This window comes from Bacteroidia bacterium (assembly GCA_027493955.1).
Classification (GTDB): domain Bacteria; phylum Bacteroidota; class Ignavibacteria; order SZUA-365; family SZUA-365; genus JAOSJT01.
Genome location: JAOSJT010000001.1, coordinates 2,907,899 through 2,921,513, shown reverse-complemented (window position 1 = coordinate 2,921,513; position 13,615 = coordinate 2,907,899). Strand labels below are relative to the sequence as shown.

Here is a 13,615-nt window from a genome sequence, read left to right as displayed (position 1 = left end):
TCCAGATTGATGACGACGAAGAATGGACTGGCGGGTCCAACAACCGGTGTACGGATCGTGGACCGATTTGTTGCGAGTCTGCGCGAAAACTTTCCGTCGGTTCTTCCCTCGATAATGAAAAACGGGCACGGCAAGCCGCACCCGTCCTGTGAAAATGTCTGCCGCAATCGCCACGCACGGTTCTCCCGGGCGGCGATGATTCTTGTCTATCGTGCCCTTTCGACCGTGATGTCGCCGAAACTGCTGTTGATCTGCAGGCGATCGTTGCCGCTACCCATGGTCGCGCGCTTTTTTTCGGCCGTGGGCCCGTATTTGTTCTTTTTCCCGAGATCATCGAAATCTACGTCGCCGTCGATGTCCCCAAACGATGTTTCAGCTTCCACCGTACCGCTGAACGCGGACGAGAGCGTGATATCCACATCGCCGTAGGCGTTCTTGATTGCTCCGCCGCGGCATTCTTTCACGGTAATCTCCCCCATGGATGAGGTGATTTCTACCGGACCGGCGGGACGCGTCACGTTCAGATCACCGTAGGACGATTCGATGCGTCCACCCGGCACGCTGAATGCCTTGATGCCGCCCATGGAGGACTTCAGCCGCATGCTGCCGCCAATGTCACCGACGGACACTTCGCCGTAGGAGGAGTACACCTCCACATTGGAGCATCGGGTCACTTCGACATCGCCGAAGCTACTCACGACTTTCACGCGTCCCTGCACGCCGCTGGCGCGTACGTCGCCGAACTTGGTTTCGCAAAGCAGACGTGCGCGCGATGGTACGGAAACGGTGACGTTGATTTCAAGGTTGCTGTTGTCCATGCCGCCCTGCTTTTTCGGGAGACCGGCGCGCACCAGCACGCGGTTGCCTTCCTGGCGCAGATCCACGGTGACGCTCTCCGCGAGACGCTTCGCATCCTCCTTCGAGCCCTTGCTCACCGCAACGCGCACCATTGCGTCCACCGCGTTGTCTTCGGACTGCGTGACCGTGACGTCGCCGAAGCGCACGTCCACAGTCACTTCGGGATCCGCGGGGGTCTGGAAGCGCTGTTTCACCAGGCGTTCATGTTTCTGGGCTGCGAGTGGCAGCGCGGCCGCAAGCAGCAGTGTGATGAATATGCATGCTGTTCGTTTCATGTCAGGCGCTCCTTTTATTGCTGCTGCGCCAGCATTTCCTGCAGAGTGGACTGCAGGTCGCTGTATGCCGCGAGCAGATAGTGCTGCACGCGCGGGTGCAATCCGTTATCGCGCAACGTCGTTTTGCATTCGTCGATGGATTCGCGCAGGAGACGGATTTTTTCCTTCTGCAGTGCGACGAACTCCGGATCGAGCTCGTTCTCGCGCTCCCGCGCCGCAACCGACAACTTCTCGATTGCGCGTTCATAGTAAAACATTGCCTGTTCGATGTCCGCCTTCGCATCCTGCAAGATGTCGCCGGAACTCTCTGTTTCGGACGCCGAAAACAGTGCATGCCGCTCGCCGTAATCCTGCAACAGATACCAGCCCATGCCCGAACCGCTCAGAAGCAGCAGGGCGTAGACGGCAAAGCGCAGCGCGGGACGCCGGAAAAGACGCCCGATGTGTTCGAGCACGCTCCGGTCCCGCTTCTCGGCGTCGCGCTGTTGCATTTCGCGGAGGTCGCTTTCAATGCGCTGCCACAGTGTGTCCGGTGGATCCATGCCGTGCAGGGACGAGGCAAGGCGCTCCAGCTCGTCGCGCTCTTCGTTGTCCTGTCGTTCGCTTGTCATGTCAACATCTCCGATCGCTCGATTCCGTAATCCGCCAGTCGTTCCTTTAATGTTTCTTTTGCCTTGTGATACTGGGATTTCGACGTGCCGACGCTGATGCTCAGCGTGTCGGCGATGTCCGTATGCGTCTGTCCGTGTACCGCGTGCAGCAGAAACACGGCGCGTTGTTGCTGCGGCAGCCGTCCGATAGCCTGCTCCAGAATGTCGCGCAGCAGCGCGTCGGGCTCCGCACTGTTGCCGGAGTGCAGGTTGTCTGCGATTCCCGGATCCAACCGCTCTTCACGATTGCGCTTCGCGCGAGTGCCGCTGATGCAGGTGTTCATTACCACGCGATACAGCCAGGTTTCCAGACGGGACTCAAAGCGGAATTCCGGCAGCGCCTTGTAAATGCGTATGAAAGCCTCCTGCAGGCTATCTTCGGCATCCTGCGTATTGCCGTGAAAGCGGCAGGCGAGTGAATACAGCGGACGTCGGTAGCGCTCGTACAGCGCCTTGAACGCCAGAATGTCGCCGTCCCGGCAACGCTCAACAAGCGCGTATTCGCCCGTGCCCGGGGCGTTCTGCTCCTCGATCATGAGAGTTTCCTCGATGGCACTATGGATGTATTCCGCGCTCATGGCTACCACACGGAAGCTTTGACGCACGGAGTGGAAAAAGGGTTGCCTTGCGGTGGACGATTATTTCGCAGGGGCTGAAGTTGCGTTTCATGGTCATCGGGTTGCTCGCAACATGTCCTTGTACGAATTACGTGAAAATGTGAGAAATGCGAACGATCCGTTTCGGTGCCTGGCAGTGTCTGAATCACGATTCTTTTACATGAAGAAGGAAATATTGCACACGCAGGAGTCAGGGGCAAACGTCGTCTGCGATGGAAGTGTCCGGACGTTCGCCGGCATCCGTCAAAAATCCTTGTGCATTACTCAGATCGCGGGATGGCCTGGAACATTACGGCCCGGCTTCCGTCTAAAGCTTCCTGAATGCGAGTCACATAAAGAAATTGGAGCTATTCATGAAAAGGATCAACAGCTTTTTCGCCGCTATGCTGATACTCATGCTTGCCGCGTCGTTCATTCATGTGCAGGCCGATGCGCAGTCCATCGCCGGCAAGGAAAAAAAGACCGGCGCCTGGCTGGGCGTGCGCCTCAAGGTGGAGAAAATCGAAATCGAGAGCGACGGCAAAACCGAAATCAGGGAAAATGCCAACAACGGCGCCGTGGTGGAGGGAGTGGTGAAAGACAGTCCCGCCGAGAAGGCCGGTCTGAAAAAAGGCGATGTCATCACCGCGTTCGGGAGCAAGGATATTACAACCGCAGAAGCCCTGATGGATGCGGTGCGCGAAGCCACTCCGGGCAGCAGCATCGCTCTCACAACTCTGCGCGACGGCAAAAAGAGCACCGTGAATGTGGAACTGGCCGAGTCTCCGTCACGCGATGAAGAGAAGCGCGTCGTACGCCGCAGTATACGCGCACCACGCGCGCCGCGCTCGCCTCTGCCGCCGTCGGCTCCTATGCTCTGGCACGGTAAGTCCGCAAGCTATGGGCTCTCCCTCAGTACACTGAACAAACAACTCGGGGAGTATTTCGGTGCGCCGGACGGCAAAGGTGTGCTCGTCGAGAAAGTGGATGAAAACAGCGACGCCGCCAAGGCGGGCTTCAAAGCCGGCGATGTGATTCTCCGCGCCGGAAAGAAAACCGTCGTCACCGTCAGCGATTTCCGCAGTGTGCTCGGTGCCTACGACGCGGGCGAGAAAATCCCCGTGAACATTATCCGCAAAGGCGCGAAGCAGACCATCGAACTTACCGCGAAGGAGCCGGAAAAGGACCTGAGCTTCCACGGCGCACCCGGTCTGGGCGGCGTGTTCCGTTTCCGCTCCGACGGCGCCGACGATCAGTACGAAGACGCTCTCAAACGCTATGAAGACGTCCTCAAGGATATCGACATCGATATCGATATGGACGAAATGAAAGAGGGCATGCGTAAAATGCGCATCATCATCGATGGCAAAGAGCTTGAACTCGACAATGTGAACGAATCCCTGCGTGGCATCATGGAAGATGTGAAGAGTCACATGGAAGAACTGCGCGAAGGCGAGAGCGAGTCCGTCGAGAAAAAAGTAAAAATCCGCGCCACGCAAATCTGACCACAGAATTTGCAGAAAACACAGAAAAGCAAAAACACGGAACGCAGAACACGGAACGCAGAACACGGAACGCAGAACACGGAACGCAGAACACGGAACGCAGAACACGGAACGCAGAACACGGAACGCAGAACACGGAACGCAGAACACGCAGAATAGACAGAACACGCAGAAAAAAGAGCTTCCCTCTGCGTCTTTGCGCCTTGGCGTCTTTGCGTTAATTCCCCTCCCCAGCGGAACGCGGAACACGGAACGCAGAGCACGGAACGCAGAACACGCAGAATAGACAGAACACGCAGAAAAAAGAGCTTCACTCTGCGTCTTTGCGCCTTGGCGTCTTTGCGTTAATTCCCCTCCCCAGCGGAATGCGGAACACGGAACGCAGAACACGCAGAATAGACAGAACACGCAGAAAAAAGAGCTTCACTCTGCGTCTTTGCGCCTTGGCGTCTTTGCGTTAATTCCCCTCCCCAGCGGAATGCGGAACACGGAACGCAGAACACGCAGAATAGACAGAACACGCAGAAAAAAGAGCTTCCCTCTGCGTCTTTGCGCCTTGGCGTCTTTGCGTTAATTCCCCTCCCCTTCGGAACGCAGAATTCGCAGAAAAGACAGAATGCGCAGAAAAGAATGTGATCTGGAATCGTGTCCATGGAGCGTGCGATAACCGCCGCTGGGCACTTTTTCAGATTTGGCCATCCGGCCCGGACATGCTCTCGTCTTCGCTTTCCGTACTCGTTTAGTCAATACTATTTCTGCGAATTCTGCTTTTTTTGCTTGTTCTGCGCTCCGCGGTCAGCGTTCTGCAAATTCTGCGTAAATCAGTGACACACCACCCCCGCCGCGCTGCGCGTGCTGCCCGTGAGTACGATGGTGTAATAGCCGGGCTGCAGCGTCACATCCTGTATTGTGATCTGCTGCGCGCCGGGTACGAGCGTGTGCTGCCTGCTGTACACGCGGCGGCCGGTGATGTCGTGGATCTCGAGTGTGCTCTGTTCCGCAACTTGGGCTGTGAGGCGTATGTGCAGCTCGCCGCTGCCCGCATGCACGGGATTGGGATAGACCTCCAGTTCCGGACCGGGCGGCAAGGCCGGCGGGGATACACCCAGCAGTTTAGGACTCCCGGAAAAAACTATAAAACCGTTTTTACTCGCGAGGGACCAACCACGAGCCAAGACCAGAACGTCGTCATAACCATCTCCATTGACGTCGCCTGCGGGAAATACTTGTGTTACATCGACATGATGCCAATCGGTATCGACAGCGAAACCACCCGTGCTGAACCGGTACAGGGATCCTTGTCTGTTGGGATAGCAATAGAACGCGGTGGTCTTCTGATACGGATTACGAGTGTATCCCACCATAATATCATTAGTGCCATCACCATTTATATCTCCAACCGGATTGACGGAAACAACGTGCTGGTAGGTTGAGGAGTTCGGATTCATCAGTGAATCATCTGGTTCGATACTCGCCAATTCCCTTCGTCCGCGAAAGAATGGCAGATTGCCGTATTCATGTGATAACTGATTCGAGAAAATATCGGCGCAGCCATCGTTATTTATATCCGCGATAGCTGGGTAGTACATGTCGAAATACCAGCTACTGTCGCTGCGCAACTTAAACTCGGCAGGCGCATACTGTACGTTCGCACGGCCAAGGAAAATATCCCATGCGCGGATCGTATCCCGAAGGTTTCTGTCATTAATGTTCCAGATCATAACATCCGTTCTGCCGTCTCCATTGATATCACCGACCAAATGCTGCCACCATGGTCTGAAAACGGGAGACATCCAATAATTGTAAAATGCGAAACCTTTTGCAGGGATTTTTGGATCGAGAGTCGTGCGGAGTGCATACCCCGAGAGGTATGTTTCCCAGTGCGCAAAAGGATAGAGCAGGTCAATCTGATCATCTCCATTGAAGTCAATAAGCTCGATACTCTGACGCTTCCCATGTAAATTATCTCCCCAATATCCACTACTAACCGCATTCCCTTCGAGGACAAAGTCGGGAGGATCAGAAAAATATGCATCTCTGCCCTTGTTGAGGTAGAAACGAATTCGTCCAGGCGGTCGACCAAGCGGACCAGGATGAAGGTCGGTACATTCAGATGTTACGATATCGATGAGACCGTCTCCGTTTACATCTGCCGCGCGGAGGCCGGCACAACCACCCAGGAGAAACGTCAATGGCAGCCACCCTACGGTGTCTCCGCCTAAAAAAACGAAGGTTGTGTCGAAATAACTACTCACCGCAAAGTCGTCGTATCCATCACCATTGATATCCCCCAATTCGGCCGACCATCGTCCCAGACCCGGATGGTTTTGCGGCCGGACGCGAGCAATCTCCTTCATTTCACCCAGCATAATCTCCGGCGGCTGCCCGCCGCCGCCCGCCTCCTGGGCGGGCAGCGGGGTGGGAATGAGAAGGTAGATCGCGGCGACTACGACGAAGTATGCCAGTGCCGCGGAGAGTGTGAATTGTCTGTATGTATGCATAGTGCGCTCCATGGCCTGTCTAGTGAGTCAACAACAGTTTTTGCGTCAGTACTTCCGCGCCGAGTATATGTTTGACAACATACAATCCCGACGTCCACAGCGCGGTGTTGAGCCGGAAGAGTGTGTGTACAGCCCGGGCGTACGAGTTATACACAAAATAACCACCGTCAATCCTTCTTGCGGATTGCGTTACTCGGCACGGATAATCTCTCTGCTCTATGCTCTCCGCTCCGCTCAAAACACTTGCCCCACATTGAAGTACACTCCCACCGCGTCGCTGCTCCGGCCCACGTCGCCGCGCACAATAAAGGTGTCGAAGGCGAAACGCAATCCGATGACGGGTGCCGCGGACCATCGGGCATCGAGCACCCCGGGCAGAGTCGCGCTCACGGCTCCCGCGTCCACGCCCAACAGCAGGCCAAGACGCCGATAGAGCGGGATGCGCAGTTCGGCATTGCCTACGGCGGAGGCGCGATCGAGAAAGCGGTTCTCCGGCTGACCCCGCAGCGTCCTGTTCCCGCCCACCGCCAGCATCTGCTGCACCGGTACCGCGTCGCCGGTGATGTGCTGCAGCATGCCGCGCGTTGCAAATACCATGCCCGCAAGCATTCGATACCAATGCGCGGTGACGCCGAGTCGTGTCCAGACACTGCCATGCCGCGTCAGCGACAGCGCCTGCTCGACCTCGCCCTGCAACACATGTCCCGCGCTGGTGTGCAAGGTGTTGTCGCGTGTGTCGTGACGCACCCGCAAGGCGAGCGAGGAGAGGTCCGATGTGGTGGCGTTGTCCGCGCGGTCGCGCAGCCGACTTGTTTCCTCGAAGCCGTAGGACCACATGCGTTTGAATTTCATCTGCAACTGCGCGACGAGTGTGGGTGTAAAGCCGCGGCTGAATACGGCCTGCAGCAGTACGGGCTCGTGCACGTAGCTTTCCTTGTCCTCGTAGCGCGAGCCGCTGCCGGTGCCGAAAAAGCTGGTCTGTATCATTTTGTCGTATTCGAAGCGCAGATCCACGGCGAAGTCGTACTCGGTCCCCTGGCGTAATTCCTCCGCTTCCATCGAGAAGTCCAGCCGCAGGAGGCGTTCGCCCTTGCTGCTTGCGAAGAGCATCAGCTCGAAACGCTCCCTGCTCCCGAGAGCGCTGCGCAGCACGGCATTGGCTCCCGCACCGAAGCCCACGTCGGTGTCGTACAGCGCAAAGGGGAAGTATTCGAATTTCAGGCTGTCTTCCGCGGTCTGCGAATGAAGCGTCTCCGTCGCCGAAAGCAGACAGATCGCGCAGACGACACACCGTGTCCATACGGCGGTCAGGTGCCAACGTGGGGTAACCGGGGAGGCGTTCTCTGTGTCGGGGATGCAGGCGGGCATACAGGACTCCGATGTGTCTTTCGCAATATACGGAGGAATGTCTCCTCCGCTATTTCGCAGTTCCTCTGTCTTTTCTATTTTGCACCATTCATCATTGACACTGGTGCGTACATGGCGGACAAGGATCGGAAAATTGCGACGGTTTTTCTGGGCATTCTGGTGCTCATCGCTCTCGGCGGTGTGCTGGTATGGATGCAGTCCGTTGTGCTGCCGCTGGTTATTGCGGTGCTGCTGTCCTACATCTTCAAGCCGGTCGTGTTGTTTCTACGGACCAAGCGTGTGCCGAATGCGCTGGCGCTCGTGGTCGTGTTTCTGGTGATCGCGGGGCTGTTCTTCGGCTTCGGCTCGATACTCTACTCCACTGTCAATACTTTTGTGAAGGCGTTTCCCCGGTATCAGGACCGCCTCACCCTGCTCGTGTACGAGGGTAGCCGCATCATCGAGAGCCTCGCCGCGGACGCGGGTATACGGCTCGACGGCATGACGCTCACGGATGTCATTGACGTATCAGCCATTGGTTCCATCGTCAGCAGCAGCGCGGGATCGTTCGTGAGCTTGCTCAGCAATCTCGTTCTTGTGCTGCTGTTCATGTTTTTTATTCTTGCCGGCAGCGGTGACGTCATCGCGAAACTCAAAACGGCGGTTTCGCTCAAACAGGCCAGCACTCTGGCAACGATGATTGAAACCGTGGACCTGAAAGTGCGCCGCTACCTGATCGCGAAAACGCTGATCAGTTTGCTCACGGGAGCGGTTACTTCGTTGATATTGCTCATCCTCGGCGTGGATTTCGCGCTGCTCTGGGGCTTTCTCACGTTCTTACTCAATTTCATCCCGACGGTGGGATCCATCGTCGCGGTGTTCTTTCCGTTTTTGTTCTCCCTCCTGCAGTTCGATACCTTCACCGTTCCGTTGCTCACGCTTATCCTTCTCTCGGTTGCCCAGAACACGATTGGCAATGTTCTGGAACCCCGTTACCTCGCGCACAGTCTCAATCTCAGTCCGCTGCTCGTGCTCGTCGCGCTGCTTTTTTGGGGCTGGATCTGGGGTATCTGGGGCATGATACTGTCCGTGCCTATCATGTCCACCATCAAGATCATCTGCGAAAATGTGGACTCGCTCAAGCCGGTCGCCGCACTGATGAGCGGCAGCGTGGATGGGAAGTAAGCCACGCGTCCACACGCAGCTCACAGCGACGGGATCATGACACTTCTCCTGCAAATACAACAGCCGCCCCCGGAAGGGAGCGGCTGTTCTGCTGGGTGTTGAGTTAGTTACGATATCTGGATTTCTTTGGGCTTGACTTCCTCGGCCTTGGGAACGGTGACGTGCAGCACGCCATCCTTGTAGTTCGCGGAGATCTTATCGGCGCTCACCATGGTGGGGAAGTTGAAGGAGCGGTAGAACTTGCCGAACACGCGCTCCACACGGTGGCAGGTAGCGTCCTTGCTCTCCTCCACACTCTTGCGCTCGCCGGAAATCTTCAGCGTGTTCTCGGCGAAATTCATCTTGATGTCCTCGCGCGACACACCGGGGATGTCGAAGGACAGCACGTACTTGTCGGCGTCCTCGACGATGTCCACCATGGGACTCCACACTGCGGACTCGTAATCCTCGTCGCGGGCTGTCTTGGGCGCGATGCCGTTGAACACGCGATTCATCTCGCGCTGCAGGGTCATCAGATCATTGATCGGATTCCAACGTGTGATTGTCATGGCTGTTACCTCCTTATTGAGAGTTGTTTTGTGATTCATTCATACACCGTTCTTCGTCTCAACTCCCGTGCCAATTGAAATTATGCGTCATTATGACGTGTATTTATGTCATTATGGCTCGAATACCGTGCTGAGAATTGTCGACGTCCAGCAGCAAGGACAATTTGGCGCATAGGCCTGCCAAAATGGCGACGTTCCTTCTGATTTCAATAATGGTACAGAATTTGAAGTATTCTGATTAATCATCCGGCGGTGCTAGTTTTGAGCTAAGAAACACATGCGCCCGTATCGCCGGAAGGAGAAGACACCATGAAACAGAAGGATTATTATCAAATTCTCGGCGTCAAGGAATCCGCCGAAGAACACGAGATCAAGCAGGCCTATCGCAATCTTGCGAAAAAGTGGCATCCCGACAGGAATCCAGGAGACTCCTCCGCCGAAGGCCGCTTCAAGGAAATCAGCGAGGCGTATGAGGTTCTGGGTGATACCGAAAAACGCCGGCGTTATGACGAGCTCCGCAAATACGGCACGGGCGGCGCGCGGGATTCGATGTCCTGGGAAGATTTCAGCAGCCGCTTCGGGGGCTTCCGCACGGAAAACGCCCGCGAATTCACCTGGGGCTTCGACGGCGGCAGTCTCAACGATATCTTCGCGAATCTCTTCGGCGGCAGCGAGCGCCGGAAATCACCTCGCGGCGGCAGCGGGCCCTTTACACAAAAGGATTTCCGCGCGGATGCGCAAGGACCACAGCCAACAGCCGATGCTTTTTTCAAACGCCAGGGCAACGACGCGTATGTGGACGTCACGCTCAACATCGCGCAGGCGCTGCTCGGCTCCACACTGCGCGTGCGTACACCGGGCGGAAAAAAAGTAAACGTGCGCATTCAACCGGGCACGCAACCGGGCGCGGTGTTACGGCTTCGCGGACTCGGCTATCCCTCAGCCGGCGGAAACGGCGATCTGTATATAAGAACACAGCTCTCCATCCCCGCGGCACTGAACGAAGAGCAACAGCAACTGGTACGGAAGCTCGCGGAGAGTCTCCACCTTCGTCACTGAAACACAGAAGACACAGAAAACCACAGAAGACACAGAAAACCACAGAAGACACAGAAAACCACAGAAAAAACGCAGAAAAACACAGAAAAAACAGAAAAAAAGGAATAATGAGGACGGAAAGAAAAACGTGAGGAAGCATTGCCGCCGAATGAGGAAAGACGCGCTGCGCAAGCGCTTGCACGTGAGGAGTGAATCGCGACACGTGTACGTTGAATGCTCTTCGATTCACTCTGTCTCAGGCGGACCGATTATCAATTAACGATTCCCGATTAACGATTAACGATTCCCGATTCCCGATTCCCGATTCCCGATTCCCGATTAACGAAAATAGAAAGTCTACGAAGATACAGGACACGATCATGAGACTCGAACAATTCACGGTAAAGGCGCAACAGGCAATCACGGACGCGCAGGGTATGGCGTCCCGCGCGAATCATCAGCAGCTCGAACCCGAGCATGTGCTCGCGGCACTATTGGCGGATAACGACAGCGTACCCTCCGCACTCGTCCGAAAAATCGGAGGCAATGTCGAACGCTTGCGGGAGCGCGTTGAACGGGATCTGACCCGCAAACCCGCGGTGAGCGGAAGCGGCGGCGGCGGACAGGTATATCTCTCCCCCGCGTTGGAGAAAGTGTTTCGCAAGGCCGAGGATGAAATGCGATCCCTGCGCGATGAATACATCAGCACGGAGCATATTCTCCTCGCGCTCGCCGGAGACCGCGGAACCGATGCGGGGCGCTTGCTCGCGGAAGAGGGCGTTACGCGCGACGCGGTACTCCGCGCACTGAAGGAGGTGCGAGGTTCACAACGCGTAACGGACCAGAATGCCGAAGAAAGCTATCAGGCGCTCAAGCGCTTCGGGCGCGATCTCACGGATTTTGCCCGACGCGGCAAACTCGATCCGGTGATCGGCCGCGACGAGGAAATCCGGCGCAGTATTCAGGTACTCTCAAGAAGAACGAAAAACAATCCTGTGTTGGTGGGCGATCCGGGCGTCGGCAAAACCGCGCTCGTGGAAGGCATCGCGCAGCGCATCGCCTCCGGAGATGTGCCCGAGGGACTGAAGCATAAAACGGTGTATCAGCTCGATCTGGGAGCCCTTGTCGCCGGCGCGAAATTCCGCGGAGAATTCGAGGAACGCCTCAAAGCCGTGCTGCGCGAAGTCACCGAGGCCGACGGCCGCGTCATTCTTTTTGTGGACGAACTGCACACCATCGTGGGCGCGGGAGCCGCCGAAGGCGCTGTGGATGCCGGCAACATGCTCAAGCCCTTGCTCGCCCGCGGCGAACTGCGCATGATCGGCGCGACTACCCTTGACGAATACCGGAAATACATCGAGAAGGACAAAGCGCTCGAACGACGCTTTCAACCGGTGCTGGTGGATGAACCGTCCGTGGAGGACACCATCTCCATTCTCCGCGGACTCAAGGAAAAGTACGAACTGCATCACGGTGTGCGCATCGCCGACGGCGCCATCATCGCCGCCGCAACGCTGTCGCAGCGCTACATCGCGGACCGCTTCCTGCCCGACAAGGCCATCGATCTCATCGACGAATCCGCCGCGCGCCTCCGTACCATCATCGACTCCATGCCGGAGGAAATGGACGAAATCGACCGCCGCATCAAACAGCTCGAAATAGAGTCGGTGGCGCTCGGCAAGGAAAGCGACGATGCCTCGCGTGACCGTCTCGGCGTCATCACAGCGGAGCTGGCAGACCTGAAGGAGCGCTATGCCGCACTCAGTACGCGCTGGCAGCATGAAAAGGAGCTGATACAGGAAATCCGGGGCACCAAGGAAGCTGTGGAACTCACGCGCTTCGAAGCGGAGCGGGCCGAGCGGGAAGGTGATTATACCCGCGCGGCGGAACTGAAGTACGGAAAGCTTATTGAACTCGAGCGCAGGCAACAGGAACTCGATACGCAACTGGAGCAGATGCAGTCCGGAGCCTCCCTGCTCAAGCAGGTTGTGTCCGAAGAGGACATCGCCGACGTGGTATCGCGATGGACGGGCATACCGGTTGCACGCATGCTCGAGAGCGAACGCGAAAAAATCCTCAACATGCCGGATCGCCTGCGGCAGCGCGTTGTCGGACAGGACGAAGCCCTGGCCGCGGTGTCGGAAGCGGTACTGCGGTCACGTGCCGGGATGAGCGACGAACGCCGTCCCATAGGATCGTTCATTTTTCTGGGGCCGACGGGTGTCGGAAAAACCGAGCTTGCACGCGCTCTGGCCGAATTCCTGTTCGACGACGAGAACGCCGTAGTTCGTCTCGACATGTCCGAATACATGGAACAGTTCAACGTCAGTCGCCTCATCGGTGCACCCCCGGGCTATGTGGGCTACGATGAGGGCGGGCAGCTCACCGAGGCCGTGCGCAGGCGTCCCTACAGCGTGGTGTTGCTGGATGAGATAGAAAAGGCGCATCCCGAGGTGTTCAATGTTCTGCTGCAGGTGCTGGATGATGGCCGCCTGACGGACAGCAAAGGCCACGTGGTCAATTTTAAAAACACCATCATCATCATGACGTCCAATCTCGGAGCGGACCTCATCATGGACCGCTTCCGCGCGGTGACCGGCGAAACCATGGACGCCGCCTACGACGATGTGCGGCGCGATGTGCTGCAACTTCTGCAGAAGCGCATGCGTCCGGAATTTCTGAATCGCGTGGACGAAGTGCTGGTGTTCCGACCCCTCTCCCGCGGAGATCTGCATCGCATCGTCGAAGTACAGTTCGAGCGTCTCGTGCGCTTTAACGTACAGCGGCAAGGTATGGATGCGCGTATCACCGACGCCGCGAAAAACTGGCTGGCCGAGCAGGGGTACGATCCGGTATTCGGAGCGCGTCCGCTCAAGCGTCTCATCCTGAGGGAAATTGTGAATGCCCTATCCGCCGGTATTGTGCGCGGCCACTATGCGAAAGGCGCCACCATCATCGTGGACGCCGGCGAGGAGGGGCTGAACTTCCGGCTGCAGTGAGTCTGGCCGGTGGTCTACGGAACGCGGAGGGCTGTGGCCGGAATGCCACGCTCTCAGCCGGACCACGACGTCACCAGAACAAAATTCACATATAGTAGAATTGCCGCATTCTC

General features: G+C 56.9%; 10 protein-coding genes. 4 read left to right on the top strand and 6 right to left on the bottom strand.

Going from position 1 to position 13,615, the window contains the following annotated elements:
* Nucleotides 1-206: 206 nt before the first annotated feature.
* The 3 genes from M5R41_11145 to M5R41_11135 are packed head-to-tail and all read right to left on the bottom strand — an operon-like array spanning nucleotide 207 to nucleotide 2,361.
* The gene (locus M5R41_11145; protein MCZ7556944.1) at nucleotides 207-1,133 is read right to left on the bottom strand and encodes a DUF4097 domain-containing protein; all 927 of its coding nucleotides are present in this window, start codon (nucleotides 1,131-1,133) and stop codon (nucleotides 207-209) included.
* Between the two features lie 14 nt (nucleotides 1,134-1,147).
* Nucleotides 1,148-1,744, bottom strand: a complete 597-nt coding sequence (locus M5R41_11140; protein MCZ7556943.1) for a hypothetical protein — start codon at nucleotides 1,742-1,744, stop codon at nucleotides 1,148-1,150.
* Nucleotides 1,741-2,361, bottom strand: a complete 621-nt coding sequence (locus M5R41_11135; GenBank protein MCZ7556942.1) for an RNA polymerase sigma factor — start codon at nucleotides 2,359-2,361, stop codon at nucleotides 1,741-1,743. Before M5R41_11135 ends, M5R41_11140 begins: the two co-directional genes overlap by 4 nt.
* A 392-nt stretch (nucleotides 2,362-2,753) precedes the next feature.
* Here M5R41_11135 and M5R41_11130 point away from each other — a divergent pair, with 392 nt between their 5' ends.
* Nucleotides 2,754-3,884 (top strand): PDZ domain-containing protein, encoded by a 1,131-nt coding sequence (locus M5R41_11130; protein ID MCZ7556941.1) that lies wholly within the window; start codon nucleotides 2,754-2,756, stop codon nucleotides 3,882-3,884.
* Between the two features lie 821 nt (nucleotides 3,885-4,705).
* On the opposite strand, the gene M5R41_11125 is transcribed toward M5R41_11130, so the two are convergent.
* On the bottom strand, nucleotides 4,706-6,385 hold the full coding sequence (locus tag M5R41_11125) for a T9SS type A sorting domain-containing protein (protein ID MCZ7556940.1): 1,680 nt from the start codon (nucleotides 6,383-6,385) through the stop codon (nucleotides 4,706-4,708).
* Nucleotides 6,386-6,619: 234 nt separating this feature from the next.
* Nucleotides 6,620-7,753 (bottom strand): BamA/TamA family outer membrane protein, encoded by a 1,134-nt coding sequence (locus M5R41_11120; GenBank protein ID MCZ7556939.1) that lies wholly within the window; start codon nucleotides 7,751-7,753, stop codon nucleotides 6,620-6,622.
* 111 nt (nucleotides 7,754-7,864) lie between these two features.
* Between M5R41_11120 and M5R41_11115 the strand changes: the two genes are divergently transcribed.
* Nucleotides 7,865-8,917, top strand: coding sequence for an AI-2E family transporter (locus M5R41_11115; GenBank protein MCZ7556938.1), 1,053 nt, complete (start codon nucleotides 7,865-7,867; stop codon nucleotides 8,915-8,917).
* 107 nt (nucleotides 8,918-9,024) lie between these two features.
* On the opposite strand, the gene M5R41_11110 is transcribed toward M5R41_11115, so the two are convergent.
* Nucleotides 9,025-9,465 (bottom strand): Hsp20/alpha crystallin family protein, encoded by a 441-nt coding sequence (locus M5R41_11110; GenBank protein MCZ7556937.1) that lies wholly within the window; start codon nucleotides 9,463-9,465, stop codon nucleotides 9,025-9,027.
* A 309-nt stretch (nucleotides 9,466-9,774) separates the two neighbouring features.
* Between M5R41_11110 and M5R41_11105 the strand changes: the two genes are divergently transcribed.
* Entirely contained in the window at nucleotides 9,775-10,524 is a 750-nt protein-coding gene (locus M5R41_11105) for a DnaJ domain-containing protein (GenBank protein ID MCZ7556936.1), read from the top strand.
* Nucleotides 10,525-10,883: 359 nt separating this feature from the next.
* Nucleotides 10,884-13,502 (top strand): ATP-dependent chaperone ClpB, encoded by a 2,619-nt coding sequence (gene clpB / locus M5R41_11100; GenBank protein MCZ7556935.1) that lies wholly within the window; start codon nucleotides 10,884-10,886, stop codon nucleotides 13,500-13,502.
* The last annotated feature ends 113 nt before the right edge of the window (nucleotides 13,503-13,615 follow it).

Coding starts and splice junctions, on each gene's coding strand:
- M5R41_11145 (MCZ7556944.1), bottom strand. CDS start 1,133: ATGAAACGAACAGCATGCATATTCATCACACTGCTGCTTGCGGCCGCG.
- M5R41_11140 (MCZ7556943.1), bottom strand. CDS start 1,744: ATGACAAGCGAACGACAGGACAACGAAGAGCGCGACGAGCTGGAGCGC.
- M5R41_11135 (MCZ7556942.1), bottom strand. CDS start 2,361: ATGAGCGCGGAATACATCCATAGTGCCATCGAGGAAACTCTCATGATC.
- M5R41_11130 (MCZ7556941.1), top strand. CDS start 2,754: ATGAAAAGGATCAACAGCTTTTTCGCCGCTATGCTGATACTCATGCTT.
- M5R41_11125 (MCZ7556940.1), bottom strand. CDS start 6,385: ATGCATACATACAGACAATTCACACTCTCCGCGGCACTGGCATACTTC.
- M5R41_11120 (MCZ7556939.1), bottom strand. CDS start 7,753: ATGCCCGCCTGCATCCCCGACACAGAGAACGCCTCCCCGGTTACCCCA.
- M5R41_11115 (MCZ7556938.1), top strand. CDS start 7,865: ATGGCGGACAAGGATCGGAAAATTGCGACGGTTTTTCTGGGCATTCTG.
- M5R41_11110 (MCZ7556937.1), bottom strand. CDS start 9,465: ATGACAATCACACGTTGGAATCCGATCAATGATCTGATGACCCTGCAG.
- M5R41_11105 (MCZ7556936.1), top strand. CDS start 9,775: ATGAAACAGAAGGATTATTATCAAATTCTCGGCGTCAAGGAATCCGCC.
- clpB (MCZ7556935.1), top strand. CDS start 10,884: ATGAGACTCGAACAATTCACGGTAAAGGCGCAACAGGCAATCACGGAC.